Annotated in this window: 18 protein-coding genes; 11 read left to right on the top strand and 7 right to left on the bottom strand. The window is 46.1% G+C overall.

Annotated elements, in window-relative coordinates; all coding sequences use genetic code 11:
- Positions 1 to 69: 69 nt before the first annotated feature.
- The 4 genes from ICE88_RS08035 to ICE88_RS08020 are packed head-to-tail and all read left to right on the top strand — an operon-like array spanning position 70 to position 4534.
- Positions 70 to 2091: a TRAP transporter fused permease subunit gene (locus ICE88_RS08035; RefSeq protein WP_216251492.1), complete on the top strand. Its 2022-nt coding sequence runs from the start codon at positions 70 to 72 to the stop codon at positions 2089 to 2091.
- Positions 2088 to 3023 (top strand): dihydrodipicolinate synthase family protein, encoded by a 936-nt coding sequence (locus tag ICE88_RS08030; protein ID WP_216251489.1) that lies wholly within the window; start codon positions 2088 to 2090, stop codon positions 3021 to 3023. Before ICE88_RS08035 ends, ICE88_RS08030 begins: the two co-directional genes overlap by 4 nt.
- Positions 3023 to 3808 (top strand): SDR family oxidoreductase, encoded by a 786-nt coding sequence (locus tag ICE88_RS08025; RefSeq protein WP_216251486.1) that lies wholly within the window; start codon positions 3023 to 3025, stop codon positions 3806 to 3808. The genes ICE88_RS08030 and ICE88_RS08025 overlap by 1 nt, the downstream gene beginning before the upstream one ends.
- A 9-nt stretch (positions 3809 to 3817) precedes the next feature.
- Positions 3818 to 4534 (top strand): ribonuclease activity regulator RraA, encoded by a 717-nt coding sequence (locus ICE88_RS08020; protein ID WP_215289568.1) that lies wholly within the window; start codon positions 3818 to 3820, stop codon positions 4532 to 4534.
- A gap of 26 nt (positions 4535 to 4560) precedes the next feature.
- On the opposite strand, the gene ICE88_RS08015 is transcribed toward ICE88_RS08020, so the two are convergent.
- Positions 4561 to 5613: an Ldh family oxidoreductase gene (locus ICE88_RS08015; protein WP_216251484.1), complete on the bottom strand. Its 1053-nt coding sequence runs from the start codon at positions 5611 to 5613 to the stop codon at positions 4561 to 4563.
- Positions 5595 to 6731, bottom strand: coding sequence for a mandelate racemase/muconate lactonizing enzyme family protein (locus ICE88_RS08010; RefSeq protein WP_216251481.1), 1137 nt, complete (start codon positions 6729 to 6731; stop codon positions 5595 to 5597). The genes ICE88_RS08015 and ICE88_RS08010 overlap by 19 nt, the downstream gene beginning before the upstream one ends.
- 268 nt (positions 6732 to 6999) lie before the next feature.
- Here ICE88_RS08010 and ICE88_RS08005 point away from each other — a divergent pair, with 268 nt between their 5' ends.
- The gene (locus ICE88_RS08005; protein WP_216251478.1) at positions 7000 to 7929 is read left to right on the top strand and encodes a 3-hydroxyacyl-CoA dehydrogenase family protein; all 930 of its coding nucleotides are present in this window, start codon (positions 7000 to 7002) and stop codon (positions 7927 to 7929) included.
- Positions 7930 to 7947: 18 nt separating this feature from the next.
- Here ICE88_RS08005 and ICE88_RS08000 read toward each other — a convergent pair whose 3' ends face one another.
- On the bottom strand, positions 7948 to 8757 hold the full coding sequence (locus ICE88_RS08000; RefSeq protein ID WP_216251475.1) for a ferritin-like domain-containing protein: 810 nt from the start codon (positions 8755 to 8757) through the stop codon (positions 7948 to 7950).
- Between the two features lie 92 nt (positions 8758 to 8849).
- Here ICE88_RS08000 and ICE88_RS07995 point away from each other — a divergent pair, with 92 nt between their 5' ends.
- The gene (locus ICE88_RS07995) at positions 8850 to 10073 is read left to right on the top strand and encodes a nitrate/nitrite transporter (protein ID WP_255535271.1); all 1224 of its coding nucleotides are present in this window, start codon (positions 8850 to 8852) and stop codon (positions 10071 to 10073) included.
- Entirely contained in the window at positions 10070 to 10276 is a 207-nt protein-coding gene (locus ICE88_RS07990) for a DUF1653 domain-containing protein (RefSeq protein ID WP_216251471.1), read from the top strand. The genes ICE88_RS07995 and ICE88_RS07990 overlap by 4 nt, the downstream gene beginning before the upstream one ends.
- Here ICE88_RS07990 and ICE88_RS07985 read toward each other — a convergent pair.
- Complete coding sequence (locus ICE88_RS07985) at positions 10265 to 11176, bottom strand: DMT family transporter (protein ID WP_216251467.1); 912 nt, start codon at positions 11174 to 11176, stop codon at positions 10265 to 10267. The two genes, ICE88_RS07990 and ICE88_RS07985, sit on opposite strands and share 12 nt — an antisense overlap.
- Positions 11177 to 11300: 124 nt before the next feature.
- On the opposite strand from ICE88_RS07985, the gene ICE88_RS07980 reads away from it, so the two are divergent.
- The gene (locus ICE88_RS07980; RefSeq protein WP_215289588.1) at positions 11301 to 11507 is read left to right on the top strand and encodes a SlyX family protein; all 207 of its coding nucleotides are present in this window, start codon (positions 11301 to 11303) and stop codon (positions 11505 to 11507) included.
- Between the two features lie 24 nt (positions 11508 to 11531).
- Here ICE88_RS07980 and aroQ read toward each other — a convergent pair whose 3' ends face one another.
- Together aroQ and ICE88_RS07970 are read right to left on the bottom strand one after the other, a co-directional pair.
- Positions 11532 to 11981 carry a type II 3-dehydroquinate dehydratase gene (gene aroQ, locus ICE88_RS07975; protein WP_216251465.1) on the bottom strand — a complete coding sequence of 150 codons (450 nt, stop codon included), beginning with the start codon at positions 11979 to 11981 and terminating at the stop codon, positions 11532 to 11534.
- Positions 11982 to 12065: 84 nt separating this feature from the next.
- Positions 12066 to 12626: a YaeQ family protein gene (locus ICE88_RS07970; protein ID WP_216251463.1), complete on the bottom strand. Its 561-nt coding sequence runs from the start codon at positions 12624 to 12626 to the stop codon at positions 12066 to 12068.
- A 51-nt stretch (positions 12627 to 12677) separates the two neighbouring features.
- On the opposite strand from ICE88_RS07970, the gene ICE88_RS07965 reads away from it, so the two are divergent.
- Both ICE88_RS07965 and ICE88_RS07960 read left to right on the top strand, forming a co-directional pair.
- Complete coding sequence (locus ICE88_RS07965; protein ID WP_216251461.1) at positions 12678 to 13001, top strand: DUF615 domain-containing protein; 324 nt, start codon at positions 12678 to 12680, stop codon at positions 12999 to 13001.
- A 26-nt stretch (positions 13002 to 13027) separates the two neighbouring features.
- On the top strand, positions 13028 to 13654 hold the full coding sequence (locus ICE88_RS07960) for a YbhB/YbcL family Raf kinase inhibitor-like protein (RefSeq protein WP_216251459.1): 627 nt from the start codon (positions 13028 to 13030) through the stop codon (positions 13652 to 13654).
- Positions 13655 to 13673: 19 nt separating this feature from the next.
- Here the strand turns inward: ICE88_RS07960 and ICE88_RS07955 are convergent, their stop codons facing one another.
- Positions 13674 to 14606 carry a DMT family transporter gene (locus tag ICE88_RS07955; RefSeq protein WP_216251455.1) on the bottom strand — a complete coding sequence of 311 codons (933 nt, stop codon included), beginning with the start codon at positions 14604 to 14606 and terminating at the stop codon, positions 13674 to 13676.
- A 139-nt stretch (positions 14607 to 14745) separates the two neighbouring features.
- Between ICE88_RS07955 and ICE88_RS07950 the strand changes: the two genes are divergently transcribed.
- The gene (locus ICE88_RS07950) at positions 14746 to 17142 is read left to right on the top strand and encodes a YgiQ family radical SAM protein (protein ID WP_216251453.1); all 2397 of its coding nucleotides are present in this window, start codon (positions 14746 to 14748) and stop codon (positions 17140 to 17142) included.
- Positions 17143 to 17210: the final 68 nt, after the last annotated feature.

The raw sequence follows: 17210 nt of genomic DNA, 5'->3' as shown, positions 1-17210 counted from the left end.
AAAATATTAGAAAAATAATACAAACTACCCAAGCACCCCTTGGGTAGTTTTACATTGAGCGAGACAACCATGATCCAAGATCAAACCCCTGCATTGGACGACAAAACCCAACAGGAAGTAGAAGCACTCATTCGTCAAGAAGAAGGTGATTCTCATCAGTACAAAGGCTTTTTGGCCATTTTCTTGACATTGGCAGCTGTGGCCATGTCACTGTTCCATCTGTACGCAGCGTATTCAATCGTCCCAACATTGCAACTGCGCGTGGTGCACGTAGGTTTTGTTTTGGCTATTTTATTTTTGTCATTTCCGATAGCAGCGAAATTTAAAAATAGGCTGATGCTTTGGGACATCGTTTTGGCAGGCCTCGCGGTTGCCACGGCTTTCTATATTTTGCAAGGCGGCGATGATTTAGCGGATAGAAATACAGCCCCTCTTCAGCTCGACATTATTTTTGGCATCATTTTCATTCTCCTGATTCTTGAAGGTGTGCGTCGTACCAACGGCTTGATTTTGCTGTCGGTCACTTTGTTATTTTTAGCCTATGCTTTATTTGGTAATCATTTACCAGCGCCTTGGACACACAAAGGTTATGAGATCTCTCGTTTGGTAGGTTATATGTATATGACCTTAGAGGGTGTGTTTGGAACTGCGGTGGACGTTTCAGCAACCTTGATCATCCTCTTCACTATTTTTGGTGCCTTTTTGCAGTTCACCAATGCCGGTAAATTCTTCATCGACTTTGCTTTCAGCGCCATGGGTGGTAAGTCATCTGGTGTGGGCAAAACAATTGTTCTCTCTTCATTCTTATTAGGTGGTCCATCAGGCTCTGGCGTTGCCACAACCGTCACCGTTGGCACAGTGGCTGCGCCGATGTTGGACAAGGTTGGTTACGACAAAAATGCTGCAGGTGGTCTTTTGGCAGCGGGTGGTTTAGGCGCCATCATCTCCCCTCCAGTCTTGGGTGCTGCGGCATTTTTGATTGCTGACTTTTTAAAGATTTCTTATTTAGATGTTTTGTTGATGGCGTGTATTCCAACCATCCTTTTCTATCTTGGCTTATTCGTCATGGTTGAAATTGATGTCAAAAAATACAATATGTCTGCCATCAAAATTGACAAAGTAGACACCGCTTGGAATTTGGCCAAGAAGTATTGGTTCCACTTCTTCTCCTTGATTTCAATCGTGGTGTTCATGATGATGGGCTTCTCACCCGTGATGTCAGTATTCTGGGCCACAGTGCTGTCAGCTTTGAGCAGCATGCTAAGAGCTGATACAGCGATCTTGCCTTGGGATCTTTTCAGTGGCAAACAGTCAGTCATCAAGTCCTTTTATGAATCGAATCTGATCAAGGCTTTGGCCAATGGTTCCTCTGGTGTGATCAGCATTGCTGCAACTTGTATCGGCGCTGGTTTGATTGTTGGTACTGTGACTTTGACAGGCTTAGGTCTTAAATTCAGCTCCATCATCATTCAGTTAGCTGATGGTTCATTGCTGTTGACCGCCATTTATACAGCCATGATTGTTTGGGTCGTGGGTCTTGCGGTTCCTGTGACAGCGTCTTACATCATTTGCGCCGTGATCACAGCCCCTGCCCTGATTAATTTGGGCGTGCCTGCTTTCGCAGCTCACATGTTCATCTTCTACTACGCTGTTTTATCTGAGGTATCTCCTCCAACAGCGCTTTCACCATTTGCTGCTGCTGCGATTTGTAAAGGTAATCCTTATAAGACCACCTTGCAAAGTTGGAAGTACGTGGCCCCTGCAATTTTGGTGCCGTTCATGTTCGTTTTAGATAAGTCTGGCAGCGCCCTCTTATTGATGGGTTCAACCAAGGCTTTGGCTAATGCAGATTGGCTACAAATTGCTTGGGTGAGTTTCACAGCGGTTGCCGGTGTGATTGCTTTGGCAGGTGGTTTACAAGGATGGTTCTTGGCTAAGACCAATTTGTTTGAGCGTTGGATTTTGATTTTGTCTGGCGTTGCATTGGCGTATCCATCTAATTACTCAGACATTGCTGGCTTTGTGGGCTTTGCTTTGGTCGTGGTGATGCAAATCATCAGAAATAAAAAATCTGCTGGAGCACCAGCATGAGCCAATTCAATCGCAACAGTCGTGGCGTTTATTTAATTGCCGTGACACCATTTAAAGAGAATGGCGCTCTTGATTTAGAGAGCACCGATTCTATGGTGGATTTTTATTTGGATTGCGGTGTCACGGGTCTAACGATTCTTGGCATCATGGGTGAAGCCACCAAGTTGACTGCTGAAGAATCAAAGACTTTTGTGGCGCGGGTATTAAAGCGTGTGAATGGTCGAGTTCCGGTGGTGGTCGGCGCATCAGCCCCTGGCTTTGCCCCCATGAAAGAATTGACCACCTCAGTGATGGACATGGGTGCCGCAGGTGTGATGGTGGCTCCTCCATCAACGCTGCGCACCGATGATCAAATCACCGCTTACTTTGACATGGTCAACGAAACATTGGGACCTGATGTGCCATGGTGCCTGCAAGATCATCCAGTTTCAACGGGTGTGCAGATGTCAACGCCTGTGATTCTGAAGATCTTAAAGAACTCACCTAACTGCGTGATGCTCAAGCATGAAGATTCACCGGGATTGAACAAGCTGTCTGGAATCATTGCTTCAATTGCCAAAAAAGAGATTGAGCGAGTCTCGATCCTGACTGGTAATGGTGGCGGTCTCTTCTTGACCGAAGAAATGATTCGTGGCGCGGATGGTGCCATGACCGGTTTTGCTTACCCAGAAATGATGGTGCGAGTTTGTGAGTTGTTTGCAAAAGGCAATATAGAAAAAGCCTGTGATGTCTATGATGCTTATTTGCCTTTGGCTAAATATGAACAACAAGCCAATATCGGTCTAGCAGTTCGCAAACACATCTTGGCTGAACGTGGTGTGATTGCTTCATCTGCAGTTCGCAAGCCAGGCCCGAAATTATCACCAGCAGATATCAAAGACATTGAACGATTAACAATTAGACAAACAAAACGATTAAAGGAAATTGAATAATGGATTTAGGCATTAAGAACAAAACCGCCTTGGTGTTTGGTGCAGGTAGTGGCTTGGGTCGCGCCATGGCTGTGTCATTGGGCAAAGAAGGTGCCAAAGTAGCTTTAGCGGGCAGAAACGTTGCTAACTTAGAAGAAACCGCAAAATTAATTAAAGCTGCAGGTGGTCAAGCCTATTGCATCGCTTGGGATTTAGCGAATTTGAGCGCGATTGATAGTTTGTTCACACAAGTGGAAAAAGATCTTGGTCCTGTTGATATTTTGGTCAACAACACGGGTGGCCCTCCTCCAACCACTGCTGCTGGTCAATCAACAGCGCTTTGGATTGAAAAGTTTCAAGAGATGGTTCTTTCAGTGATTGCCATCACTGATCGCGCCATACCTGGCATGAAACAACGTGGCTGGGGTCGCATCATCACCAGCACATCATCAGGCGCCATCACACCGATTCCTAATTTGGCGATTTCTAATACCTTGAGAGCTTCTTTGCACGCTTGGTCAAAGACTTTGGCGCGCGAACTTGCCCCTCACGGCATCACTGCGAACATCATTGTTCCAGGCAGAATTGCCACTGATCGTATTCGCTTTTTGGATGAATCACGCGCTAAACGTGAAAGCAAATCTGTTGAAGATATTGAAGCAGATAGCTTGAAATCAATTCCTATTGCCCGCTTAGGTCGTCCCGAAGAGTACGGTGACACTGCAGCGTTTTTAGCCAGCCAGTCAGCTTCTTACATCACTGGTTCCGTGATCCGTGTGGATGGCGGAAACATTCCTAATATCTAAGAGTCTTTTATGAAAACACCAGTTCAAGCATTAGATCCGAAAGTGATTGAAGTACTTTCAAAGGTGACCACAGCCACGCTGACCACCATGTTGATCAAAAAAGGTTTGCGCAATGTGTGGTTGCGAGGCAGCATGCCTCTCAAACCAGGCCAAGGTCGAATCGTTGGTCGTGCCTTCACTTTGCGCTTTGTGCCGGCCAGAGAAGATCTGGCCACTCCAGCATCTTGGTCATCTCCAATCTCGACCAGAGCGGCGATTGAAGATATGCCAGCGGGTTGTATTGCTGTGGTTGATGCGATGGGCGTGACTGATGCTGGTATTTTTGGTGATATTTTGTGTCAACGCATGAAACAGCGTCAGGTCGCTGCTTTGGTCACTGATGGCGTGGTTCGTGATGTGGCTGGTGTCCTAGAAACAAAATTGCCTGTTTGGTGCAGTGGTGTTGCAGCCCCTCCTTCAGTCACCAGTTTGACCTTCGTGGCTTGGCAAGAACCGATTGGCTGTGGTGGCGTGGCTATTTTCCCGAATGATGTGATTGTGATTGATGATGACGGTGCGGTTTTGATACCGGCTGATCTTGTTGATGAGATGGTTGCAACAGCACCTGAGCAGGAGAATCTTGAGTCTTGGATCATGGAGCAAGTCAGAGGCGGCGCTGCCCTTCCTGGCTTATACCCACCGAATGAAGAAAACAAAGCGCGCTACGAACAATCTAAAAAGAAATAATCAACAAAACAGCTTGATACCTCTTTTTAGATTGTAGAAACGCCCAAGCTTTGCGCACATTCATTCAATGCTGCGCGCAATTCAGGAGCCAAAGGAATACCATCTTGGCTTCTTTTTTCTTCCGTGGCTTTCGCACCCTCACCAGGCACTCGAATACGATCAACGCCTGGCAAAGTTTTGGATGCATGTAACTCATCAACCACACGACCAACTTCACTTAAAAAGTAATCCTGTCCCATGAAGAAGTCAGGATTGATCGCAATCATGGTTTGACCTGTATTGGTCACAGTGCTACTGTCTTTGTTGAAGTCCACCACATTGCTGCCCATGGCTCCACCATTCATACAACCAGCCAACATGCCAATCATCAACGCCAAACCATAACCTTTGTGGTCTCCAATCGGTAACAAAGTACCTTCAGCAGCTTTTTTAGGATCGGTGATAGGTTGACCTTGTTGATCAATCATCCAACCTACTGGCATGGCTTCATTCTTTTGTGCTTTGACTTTGATTTTTCCAAAGGCCGTGACCGTGGTTGCCATATCTAAAATCACATGCGGTTTGCCATGACCTGCTGGCACACCAAAAGCGATTGGGTTGGTGGATAACAAACGACTGGAACCGCCCGTTGGCGCCATGTGATTGGCACTACCCACTGCCAAATAGATACCCACCAAGCCTTCATCAGCGATTCTGTTCACATAGTGTGCGCCAGCGCCTGAGTGGTTACCGTTATTCGATCCAACCCAGCCAATCCCGAACTCTTTGGCTTTTTTAATGGCCAATTCAGTTGAGTGAGACATGACCAAGTGACCCAAACCATTGTCACCATCAAGCAAGGCCATCGGACCACTGTCTTTGATGGTTTTGATATTGGCGTGAATGTTCATGCCGCCTTGTAAAAAGCGCTGCACATACTGAGGCATGCGAAACAAGCCATGACCATCAGCACCTACCAAATCAGCCCTGACAATGTATTCAGCGGCAATCAAGGTGTCTTCATGAGGCATGCCCAGTTTGGCAAACACCTCCTGAACGTATTGCTTGGCTCTGGCAGGACTTATTTGATTGTGGTCCATGTGTTTTTCCCAATCGCATATTTTTTCACTGCCTTCTCATCAAAGCCAAAACCAAGACCTGGCGTGGTGTGCAAGATCAAGTCGCCGTCTTTGAATTTCAATTGTTTGTTGATCAAACGTCTGAAATTCAAGACCTGATCATCCACGAAGAATTCAACAAAACGTGCATTGGGTGTTGCTGCTACCAATGGGGCATGCAAATCATGGAACCAATGTGGGCTCAAAGTAATGCCCTTCACATCAGCATAGGCAGCGATCTTGCGCCACTCTGAAATACCACCGCAAACTGCAGCGTCTGTTTGCAATATCTCTGCGCCGCCTTGCTCGACCAAGTCACGGTGGCGCCAACGCCCTACTTCAATCTCACCCGTAGCAATTGTGATGCTGGTGAGTTTTGCTAAGCGTGCATGAAGATCAATGGCATCGGGAGAAAAAGGTTCTTCCATCCAGTATGGGTTGTATTGCTCAAAGCGCTTCATGTATTCCATGGCAGTCGGAATATCACGCCAAGCATTATTGGCATCCATGGTCACGATGATGTCTGGTCCAACGGCTGATCGAACCGCCTTCAAGCGAGCCTCTTCTTCTTTAGGGCTCAAGCGACCTGTTTTCATTTTGACAGCTTTGAATCCCAACTTCACATAGCCTTCCATCTCTTTACCGAGCTTGGCAGGTGTTTTGCCATCCAAGTAATAACCACCACTGGCATAGGCTGGCACGCGATCATTCACAAACGAACCCAAGTAACGATGCAAGGGTAAATTGACTGAATGAGCATTCAAATCCCAAAGTGCAATGTCCAAAATAGAGATAGCGCGCATCACACTGCCAGAGCGACCTTGCAAGATCGACTCGGTGTACATTTCTTGCCAGATGCCTTCAGTACGATGACTGTCTTGACCAATCAATTTTGGTGCGAAGAGTTGCTCAACAGCTAGTTTGACTAATTCTCCTGCAGCACTACCAACGTAGCAAAAGCCGATGCCTTCGTGACCATCTTTGCTGCGGACTTTGACCAAACAATAATGTCTTTCAGAAACTGTTCTGGTAGAAAAGGATGTCACATGATCAAGTGGCACGCTAACGGCTGTGACTTCAACGGATTGAATAATGGGCATGTCTGTCTCTCTATTTTTTATATTTAATGGTGTTACTTGTGCTTCATATGGCACTTCAAATACTTAGAAAAATCTCATTAAATATAAAGACTTCCTGATTCGAAATGCAAGCTATATCCTAGTCCGATTAGGCCATAAAACAAAGCGGTTTTTGACCTCAAAGACTCAGTTAAAACCCTAATACAGCAGACCTTGTATGCCTTTTAGCTAACAACATCAAAGCGCTGATTTAGGTATGATGGAAGACATAAAAATAATGGAGACAAGCATGAAAAAAGTGGCTGTTTTAGGCACAGGCACGATGGCTGTGGGCATTGCCGCAGGTTTCATCAGCAGCGGCCATGGCGTGATTCTTTTGGGCAGGAATATTGAACGCACTCAAGCAGCTGTTCCCGAAATCATGGGCTTGGCCAAAGGTTTGAGTTCTGATTCTGGTACATCTGACATTTCAAATGAGCAAATTCAAACTGGCACCATCGAAGATTGGTCAGACTGGTCAGATGTGGCCTTGGTAATTGAGACTGTGACAGAAAACTTAGCGCTCAAACAAACCATCTTTGCTTCATTGGATAAAAGAGTTCCGACTCATATTCCGATTGGTAGCAATAGCTCAGGCTTCCCCATCAGTCAGATCAGTCAAAGTTTAAAAACAGCCCAGCGCATGTTCAACATGCATTACTTCATGCCTGCACACATCGTGCCATTGGTCGAGGTTGTTTTAGGTAAAGCATCTGATCCATCAATGGCAAAAAAGGTGTGCGAACTGTTTGAAGAAACAGGCAAGAAACCAGTGCTGGTCAATCAAGACATCCCGGGATTTTTAGCCAACCGTATTCAGCATGCTCTGATGCGTGAAGCCCTTGCTTTGGTCAATGATGGCATTGCAACACCCGAGGATGTTGATACAGCGGTGCGCTACAGCTTTGGCTTCCGTTATGCAGCAGTTGGCCCTATGACCCAAAAAGAGATTTCTGGATGGGAAGGCATGGCGATTGCTGCGAAAGAAATTTATCCAAGCTTATCCAACAATACTGAAATATCACCTTGTTTGAATAAGATCCTGAAAGAAAAAAAGTTCGGGATCAAATCAAAAGAAGGTTTTAGAACTTGGTCAGATGAAGAAGCTTCTGAGATGAAGCGTAAATATGAAAAACGTTTGAAAGCCGCTTTTGATGTGCTGCAAATTGAACCGGACTAAGTTTTAGAAATTTTCAATTTAGTTTGTTTCAGTAATTTGCAGAGCTGCTAATTCTGCATCCGTGAAACCAGCTGCTTTTCTAGCAGCGTAATTGAATGGCCCTCTGAGTTTTGGGGCATCGTATTTTTCAACCAATTCTGCATACGCCAAAATTGGATCCAAGCTTTGCTGTTGACACAGGTAATTGAACCAGCGATTACCAATTTCCACATGCCCAATTTCGTCATTCAAAATGATCTGTAGCAAAGCTACGGCCTCTTGGTCATGGGCTTGCGAGAGCTTTTCTTGTATCGGTGGCAAAGCATCTAAGCCGCGGCTTTCCATGGTTCTTGGCACCAAAGCCATTCTGGCCAGAATTGATCCAGTGGTTTTACTCACCATTTCCCATAAGCTGTTGTGAGCCGGAAAGTCTCCGTACTTAAAACCACTCTTTTGTAGATGGCGATTGAGTAAATCAAAATGATAGGCTTCTTCTGCAGCCACTTTTAGCCAATCTTCGTAATATTCTTTGGGCATGTTGGGGAAACGCCATACGGCATCCAAAGCCAAATTGATGGCATTGAACTCAATGTGAGCCAAAGCATGGATCAATACGGAGCGACCCTCTTCCGTCACCATCGAGCGACGCTTGACCAATCCAGGATTGACCAAAATGGGAGCTGCAGGTCTACCAGGAATATCAAAGTCCGCTTCAGTCAAACGTTCCTCGGCATTGATGGTGATGCCACCTTGCAGGTATTGCTCGCGCAAAGCAATCACCGCCGCACCTTTTTCAGATGGGTCGCAAAGGCTCAGCAGTTGAAGGGCTTGGGAGCGAAGTTCAGGCATGGACGAGATTCAAATAAATAGAATTCAATTATCCATGAATACCTATCTAGGGATAAAATCATTTCGACCATAACAATTAATCAACTGCCATTTTGACCACCTACTTAATGCTCTTAACTCAAGCACTGTCCCTTTTGGGATTTGCTTGTTATCCATCTGCCTTGACCATCATTCAGGCAGAGTGGAACTTGAGTAATTTTGAATCTGGGTTTTTAGCCAGCAGCTTTTTCCTTGGCTATGTGATGGTCGTGCCTATTGCCACCACCCTCACCGATCGCATCGATACCCGTCAAGTTTATTTGGCTGGCGGTCTCACGGCTGGATTAGGTTTGCTGGGTGTGGGATTTTTTGCTAATGGCTTTTACTCAGCCCTATTCTTTTTGATGATTCATGGCGCAGGTCTGTCCGCCATGTACATGCCTGGCTTAAAAATAATTTCTGATCGCGTGACCACTGGTGAAATCACCCGTCACATTTCTTTTTACACGGCATTTTTTGGACTTGGCACGGGAAGTTCTTATTTGTTATCTGGAGTGTTAATTCGAGAGTTTTCTTGGTCATTGGCATTCATCTTAATTGCCATCGGTCCAATTTGTGCCGGCACCCTCGCTTGGCTTGGCACTAAAGCACTTCCTGGCGAAAAAGGGATTTTTGATATTCAAATGAAGTTGAGTGATGCCTTCCCCGTGGCTCGCTGGAAAAAAGTATTGGCCATGAAAGAAGCGGTTGGCTATATGTTGGGTTACAGCGCCCACACGCTCGAGCTATTTGCGACACGTGCTTGGTTGGTGGCATTCTTTACTTACTGCGCATCGATTGCCGCTCCTGAGCAACCATTTTTGATCAGCGCTACGCTGATTGTGGCTTTGGTGAACATCATCAGCATTCCGGCCTCAATCCTCGGCAATGAAATGGCTCTCAGAGTAGGTCGTCATCGCTGGGTGTATTGGGTCATGATTGGCAGTGCTATCAGCGGTATTACTTTAGGTATGTCCGTGGATTCTCATTGGACAGTCATTGTTGCCCTAGCTTTTATTCACGGGATATTTGTGATGGCAGATTCTGCCACCCTAACTGCTGGCTTGGTCATCAGCGTTCCGCAAGAAATCAAAGGCACTGCGATGGGCTTGCATTCTTTGATGGGCTTTGGTGCAGGATTGGTGGGCCCTGCTCTATTCGGAGCAACTCTGGATATCAGTCGTTACTTTGGTTATGGCGGTTGGACAGCAGCTTATGCATCAATTGTTGTTTGGGGATTGATGTTTATTTTTTATACGCAGTTTTCACTTTGGAAAATTAAAAGAGTCACGCCATGATGAGAAAAACACACCCAAGCTTATTCCCCATCGGCAGTCAGTTACGCCATAAGAAAACGGGTGGATTTTATTTGGTGATTGGTTTAGCCAAGATTGAAGCCACTCTTGAGATGGCCTATGTCTATGAATCAATGCAGACCCATGATTATTGGGTTCGACCTCAAGCAGAAATGGAAGATGGTCGTTTTGAATTAATCAGTTGATGATTTCTTCAAAGAAGAAATCACAATACCCGCAACAATCATCAGAAATGCTACGCCGTGAAATAACTCAGGCGGCTCTCTGAGTAAAGCGGCTGACATCAAGGCAGTGAATAACGGAATCAAATTAGCAAAAAATGCTGCCATTGCAGGTCCTGCTGCTGTCACGCCCAAACCCCAACAACGGTAAGCAATCAGCGATGGTGCAATTGCCACGAAGATCAATAAGGCGATGGTGGATTGTGTGAATTCAAATACCACCGCATCAGCAGCCCATTCAACGCCCAAGAAAGCAGTTGACCAAAACACGCCGAAAAGAACTTGCGCCAACAGGAACTCAGCCCAAGGCCATTGGCGCTCAGTACTTTTACCTGGGCGACTCAACATCCAGCTATAAAAGCCCCACAAGATCGTGGCCAAGAGAATGTACAAATCACCAACCACGAGTTGAATATCCAAGATGCTGGATAAGTCACCACGGGTTAAAACAATCACAACCCCTAACAAAGAGATCAAAGCGCCCATCATTTGTTTGAATTGCACTGCCTGTTGATAGAACAATGCGCCAATGATGATCATCCACATCGGCATGCTGCCACCAATCAAAGTCACATTGATGGGTGTTGATGTTTCTAAAGAAAGGTATAGCAGTGCGTTGTATGAGCCAACGCCTAACAAACCAAGCCAAAAGAAACGAATCTTGTTTTGCCAAATAGGTCCGTCTGATTTGAGTAATCTCCAACCGATGGGCAACAAAATAAGCGCCGCCAATGACCAGCGCAAAGTATTGAGCATGATGGGAGATATTTCACCGACTGCCAAACGCCCCACAATGGCATTACCAGCCCAAAGGATCGTGGGTAATACCAAATAAAAGATAACGCGGGGCGTTAGTGGGTTCATTGAGTGTCTGCGACCATTGTCATGATGACTGAAGATGGCGATGCTAGCATGCCTTACTTCTGATTTAGCAGATTGCTCATTTTGCCGCTCTTCGGTATCCTCACCTTATTACCAGAAGGTCATCATGAATCAAGACGAACGCATCACCAACTTAGAAATCAAATTGAGCTTTTCTGAAGACTTGCTTGAAGAGTTAAATCAAACTGTCTTCAAGCAACAGCAACGCATTGAGTTATTGGTGAAAGAAATACAAGCGCTCAAATTGCAGATGGCGAGCAATATGCCCTCAGATGGCAACAGCCCTCGAGATGAGATACCGCCCCACTATTGATGCATGATCAAGGCTTGCGCCTGATCAAGACTTTTGTGCTAAACCTTCCATGGCCAAAGCGTAGCCTTGGATACCAAAGCCAACCACAATGCCGGCGGCCACTGGAGAGATGTAGGAATGATGTCTGAATGCTTCACGAGCATGCACATTCGAGATATGCACCTCAATCACAGGTAAACCACTCATCGCTGCAATCGCGTCATGCAAAGCCACTGATGTATGGGTGTAAGCACCCGGATTAAAAACAATGCCTTGAACCGTGCCTGCGCGGTGAGCCAAGCCAGCCTCTTGAATCTTGTCAATCAACGGACCTTCATGATTGCTCTGTAAAAACTCAACCTCAAAACCCAAGCGTTTAGCCGTGTCTTTACAAAGAGTTTCCACATCCGCCAAAGTACTTGAGCCATACTTTTCTGGCTCACGTGTACCCAAGAGGTTCAAATTAGGACCGTTAAGAACAATGATTTTTTTCATGATGATTGAAGTATAGCGCTGATAAATTGCTTATTCCAAGCACTTCTGATGGATTTTTTGAGTCTGATTTAAGACTATCCGAGCCTATTTCAAACGCTCGCAGGTCACTTCGATGGTGCCTTGATGGCTGCTCAGCATCAAATGGCCATCTTGAATGGTGGCCTGTATTTGCATGCTGCGCTCAGCCCAACGAGCCAATTCTTGAGAAATATCCGAAGGCACCCGGTACACCGATAGCTTGTCCATGCGCGTGAGTTTGTTCTGAATGCCCTTCCACCAAACTTCAGCCGCATGATGGTAGGCGTAGACCACGACCTTGTCTGATTTTGAGCAAGCGCGGCTCAAGGGCTTTTCTTCTGGCTGCCCTACTTCTAACCATAAGCGGGTTTGACCCGTGAAATCTTTTAACCAAACATCTGGTTCATCCGGGTCTGACAAGCCAGCTCCAAAAACCAGTTGACCATCGCCCTGACAAAGGTCATTCAATAGATGGGCATTGAACGACAAAGCCAATAAACGCATCATCATGCGCTCATCGGTTTCACTGGGATGCCTGGCCAAAGTTAAGCTGTGGTCAGCATAATAGGCGTGGTCAATATCAGCAACTGAGAGAGTGACTTTGAAGATGGTGGATTTAATGGCCATGAATGTTTCGGTTTTCTGTGCAATTTCACAGGAGTCTGCGAAAATACCATTATGAAGCAATCAAACACCCCTGAAGAGTATTTGGCTCCCGAAAAGCCGAGTAAATCTGAAATAAAGCGTCGTTTAGAGGCCAGACAGTATCTCGCTGAAGAAATCAGTCAGATGCCTGATAAATGGAAACAAATGCCAATACCCGAACGTCTCTTAGATGCTCTCAAAGAAACGCCCAATGTGAGAAGTCATGGTGGCATCAGACGTCACATTCAATATTTGGGCAAAATCATGGGTGCCATGAGCGAAGAAGAAGTTGATGGCATCAAGCAAGCCTTGATTGGCATCGTCGGCGCAAAAAAAGCCAGCAAGATGAAAATTTAATTTGTTGTCATTGATTGGGGAGCTTTATGAAAGTCACTAGTTCAAGTTTTCAAGATCAGTCTGTTATTCCAGGTCAGTTTGCTTTTGCGATCAAAGATCCAAGCACTCACATCACCTTATCAAGCAATCAAAATCCTCACTTGGCTTGGTCAGACTTTCCTAAGGACACCCAGTCATTTGCAGTGATTTGTCATGACCCTGATGTTCCAAGCAAAGGTGATGATGTGAACCAAGAAGGCAAAGTGGTGCCAGCCAGTTTGCCGCGAGTGGATTTTTATCATTGGGTCTTGGTGAACATTCCTAATTCAGTTCAAACGATTACAGCTGGTAGTCACAGCAACAACATCACAGCCAAAGGCAAATCAGCACAGCAGAGTCCGGTAGGTACACCAGGCATCAATGACTACACCGCTTGGTTCAAAGGCGACGCATCCATGGAAGGTCATTATTATGGTTATGATGGTCCCTGCCCGCCATGGAACGATGCGATCAAGCATCACTATGTTTTCACAGTCTATGCTCTGAATACTCCAAGCATTCCTCTCACTGGTCCATTCACAGGTGCAGAGGCATTGGCTGCAATCAAACCCCACATCATTGCTCAAGCAAGTATTACCGGCATTTACAGCTTGAACCCAAGTGTCGCGATTTAATTAAATAATTTTTAGTAAATTACTCAGCCTCGGCCAACTCAGGTCGAGGCTGATTTTTTTCAGTTTGCATGGTGGCAAGAATCGCCACTCCACAGAGCACTACTGCCATGCCTATGATTTGAATGATGGTGATTTTTTCACCCAAGAAGAACCAACCAAGAAATATCGTGGCGATTGGTCCCAACATACCCGCCTGTGCAGTCAAACCGGATCCAATTCGATTCACTGCGATCATCACCATCAGCATGGGCATGAAAGTACAAAACAAAGCATTGAAGAGACTCAATTGGTAAACCTCAGGAACTTGGGTCCATAAATGACTAGGGTTCAAGATCAATGCTTGAGCGGTACTGAAAAATGTGGACGATGCACTGGCATAAGCAACCAAACGAATGCTGCCGACCCGCCCCACAATCTCTCCGGCAAAGATCAAATAGACGGCATAAGAAATCGCGCTCAGAAATACCAACATGCCACCCCAGGCAATCGATGGACCCATGGTGTGAAGGTCATGTGAAAACACAATGATCACACCGGCATAAGCAAGAAGCAAAGCCAACCACTGCTGTGGTTGAATTTTCTTTTTCAGAAACAGCATTGAGATCAACAAGACGATTGTTGGGTTGAGATAAAGAATGATTCTTTCCAATCCAACCGTGATGTATTGCAATCCCAAGAAATCCAAATAGCTTGAAAGGTAATACCCAACAAAACCCAAAAAGATGATGCTCAAGATGTCACGCATGGCCATCGGGGATGGTTGATGATGGCGTGATGACCACCACACGGCCACCCAGAAAAATGGCAGAGAAAAGAGCATCCTCAAAGACAACACGGTGGCGGAATCAACCCCATATTGATAGCAAAGTTTGACAACAATCGCTTTAGCTGAGAACAAAATCGACCCTAATCCAGCAATCAGCAGTGAACTAAGGAGAAAGGATCTTTGCATGCGGTGGACTTTGTAGGGGCTTTATACGGTTTTGAAGCTTAAGTGACAAAAAGAGAGATATGAGGCCCTCAATTGTCATGAACAAACAGCCCATAGTTTAAACGAGCAAGAAGTGCTCAAAAAGCCTAAAATACAGCCCGTGAACGCACCTTTCAATCCCTCCCTGATACCTAGCTCGCCAAGATTAGATTCTTACCCTAAATACTGGGCTGAATGTTTTGGTGCAGCCCCCTTCTTGCCAATGAGTCGAGAAGAGATGGACAAGCTCGGTTGGGATAGCTGCGACATCATCATTGTGACTGGGGATGCTTATGTCGATCACCCAAGTTTTGGTATGGCCATCATTGGCCGCTTGCTTGAAGCACAAGGCTTCCGTGTCGGCATCATTTCTCAGCCGGACTGGCAATCAGCCGATCCGTTCAAGGCCCTAGGCCAACCGAATTTGTTTTATGGCGTCGCTGCTGGCAACATGGATTCCATGATCAACCGTTACACGGCTGATCGCAAAGTACGCAGTGATGATGCTTACACTGCCGGCGGCATGGGTGGCAAAAGACCAGATCGCTGTTCCTTGGTTTATGCCCAACGTTGCCGTGAAGCTTATGCCGATACCCCTATAGTAATGGGGGGTATTGAGGCCTCATTGCGTCGCATTGCTCACTACGACTACTGGCAGGACAAGGTACGCCGTTCTATTTTGATTGATGCGAAAGCCGATATTCTGCTTTATGGCAATGCTGAAAGAGCCGTGGTTGAAATTGCCCATCGCTTAGCCAAAGGTGAAAAGATCGGTGACATCAATGACATCCGTGGCACTGCTTTTGTCAGACGTCACCCTGCTCCAGGTTTCACAGAAATTGATTCAAGCACAGTAGATGTGCCAGGTGTGATTGATGCTCCAATCAATCCATACTTAACGCCTGATGAACAAGCCAAAGAGCAAGGCACAAGTTGTAAAAAGACCGATGGCACGCTTGAGCAAGAACCAGCTGTTCAAGCTATTACCGTTGTGCCGACTGCCAGAAAACGTTTAGAGCGTGACACAACCGTGATTCGTCTTCCAAGCTATGAAGCTGTGAAGCGTGATCCAGTGCTTTACGCACACGCCAGTCGCGTGCTTCATTTAGAAACCAATCCAGGCAATGCCCGTGCATTGGTTCAGCAACACGGTGAAGGCGCTTCTGTCAGAGATGTTTGGTTGAACGCTCCTGCTGTGCCACTGACCACCGAAGAGATGGATTCAGTGTTTGATTTACCTTATGCCAGAGCCCCGCACCCATCTTATGGCGATGCCAAGATTCCAGCGTGGGACATGATTCGTTTTTCAGTGAACATCATGCGCGGCTGTTTTGGTGGCTGTACATTCTGTTCAATCACCGAGCACGAAGGCCGAATCATTCAGAATCGTTCATCTAATTCAATCATCAAAGAGATTGAAGATATCCGTGATAAGGTCCCTGGGTTCACAGGTATCATTTCTGACTTGGGTGGCCCAACCGCCAACATGTACCGCATCGCTTGTAAATCTAAAGAGATTGAAGCGCACTGCCGTAAACCATCTTGCGTTTATCCAGATATCTGCCCGAATCTCAACACTGATCACACGCCATTGATTCAGTTATACCGTCGCGCCAGAGCATTACCTGGCATTAAAAAGATTTTGATTGGTTCAGGCGTTCGTTATGACCTCGCGGTTAAAGCGCCGGCGTACATCAAAGAGCTTGTGGCTCATCACGTGGGTGGCTACTTAAAGATTGCCCCTGAACACACCGAGCAAGGTCCTTTATCAAAAATGATGAAGCCTGGCATGGGCGCTTACGATAAGTTCAAAGAGTTGTTTGATAAATACTCTAAAGAAGCAGGCAAAGAACAGTATTTGATTCCTTACTTCATTGCAGCCCACCCAGGCACCAGCGATGAAGACATGATGCATTTGGCGATTTGGCTGAAGAAGAATGGTTTTAGAGCTGATCAAGTTCAAACCTTCTACCCTTCTCCAATGGCAACAGCAACAGCCATGTATCACACCAACAAAAATCCATTGCGCAAAGTCACGCGTGACAGTGAAACAGTGGACATTGTCAGAGGCGAAAAGCGTCGTCGTTTACACAAAGCATTCTTGCGTTACCACGATGCCAACAATTGGCCTTTGCTAAGAGAAGCCTTGAAAAAAATGGGTCGCGCTGATTTGATTGGTAATGGCAAGCATCATTTGATACCAAACTATCAACCAACCACGGATGGTAGTTACCAAAGTCCACGTCGCAAGAACTCTTCAATGGGGCTGGCTGGTGGTAAGCCATTTGGCAAACCTGCGGCTACAGCCGTTGCTCACAACCCAAGAGATTTTTCAGTTCCTCAAAAACCTGGTCGCGGCAAGATCATGACGCAACACACTGGTTTACCGCCACGTGCAACGGGTGTTAAGACTGGCGCCAAATCCATAGGCAACGCTTCTGGTCGCCCAGGCTCAGCCCGAGGCTTAAGCACTGGTTCAAAGCCTGGTGCAAGAGCGCCAATCAATAAAAAGAAGTAATCACACTGCTTTGAACTGAAGTTCAAAGATCAATATTTTGAGTGTCTTGTAGGTGTCGAGCCGAGCGG

Origin of the sequence: Polynucleobacter sp. AM-26B4 (assembly GCF_018882285.1) — a bacterium.
Classification (GTDB): Bacteria; Pseudomonadota; Gammaproteobacteria; order Burkholderiales; family Burkholderiaceae; genus Polynucleobacter.
Note: the sequence above shows the minus strand (reverse complement) of the source record. Positions and strands in the feature narration are given on the sequence as shown.

Bases quoted from the DNA above. Each gene is read 5' to 3' on its own strand.
- ICE88_RS08035 (WP_216251492.1), top strand. From the start codon at position 70: ATGATCCAAGATCAAACCCCTGCATTGGACGACAAAACCCAACAGGAA.
- ICE88_RS08030 (WP_216251489.1), top strand. From the start codon at position 2,088: ATGAGCCAATTCAATCGCAACAGTCGTGGCGTTTATTTAATTGCCGTG.
- ICE88_RS08025 (WP_216251486.1), top strand. From the start codon at position 3,023: ATGGATTTAGGCATTAAGAACAAAACCGCCTTGGTGTTTGGTGCAGGT.
- ICE88_RS08020 (WP_215289568.1), top strand. From the start codon at position 3,818: ATGAAAACACCAGTTCAAGCATTAGATCCGAAAGTGATTGAAGTACTT.
- ICE88_RS08015 (WP_216251484.1), bottom strand. From the start codon at position 5,613: ATGGACCACAATCAAATAAGTCCTGCCAGAGCCAAGCAATACGTTCAG.
- ICE88_RS08010 (WP_216251481.1), bottom strand. From the start codon at position 6,731: ATGCCCATTATTCAATCCGTTGAAGTCACAGCCGTTAGCGTGCCACTT.
- ICE88_RS08005 (WP_216251478.1), top strand. From the start codon at position 7,000: ATGAAAAAAGTGGCTGTTTTAGGCACAGGCACGATGGCTGTGGGCATT.
- ICE88_RS08000 (WP_216251475.1), bottom strand. From the start codon at position 8,757: ATGCCTGAACTTCGCTCCCAAGCCCTTCAACTGCTGAGCCTTTGCGAC.
- ICE88_RS07990 (WP_216251471.1), top strand. From the start codon at position 10,070: ATGATGAGAAAAACACACCCAAGCTTATTCCCCATCGGCAGTCAGTTA.
- ICE88_RS07985 (WP_216251467.1), bottom strand. From the start codon at position 11,176: ATGAACCCACTAACGCCCCGCGTTATCTTTTATTTGGTATTACCCACG.
- ICE88_RS07980 (WP_215289588.1), top strand. From the start codon at position 11,301: ATGAATCAAGACGAACGCATCACCAACTTAGAAATCAAATTGAGCTTT.
- aroQ (WP_216251465.1), bottom strand. From the start codon at position 11,981: ATGAAAAAAATCATTGTTCTTAACGGTCCTAATTTGAACCTCTTGGGT.
- ICE88_RS07970 (WP_216251463.1), bottom strand. From the start codon at position 12,626: ATGGCCATTAAATCCACCATCTTCAAAGTCACTCTCTCAGTTGCTGAT.
- ICE88_RS07965 (WP_216251461.1), top strand. From the start codon at position 12,678: ATGAAGCAATCAAACACCCCTGAAGAGTATTTGGCTCCCGAAAAGCCG.
- ICE88_RS07960 (WP_216251459.1), top strand. From the start codon at position 13,028: ATGAAAGTCACTAGTTCAAGTTTTCAAGATCAGTCTGTTATTCCAGGT.
- ICE88_RS07955 (WP_216251455.1), bottom strand. From the start codon at position 14,606: ATGCAAAGATCCTTTCTCCTTAGTTCACTGCTGATTGCTGGATTAGGG.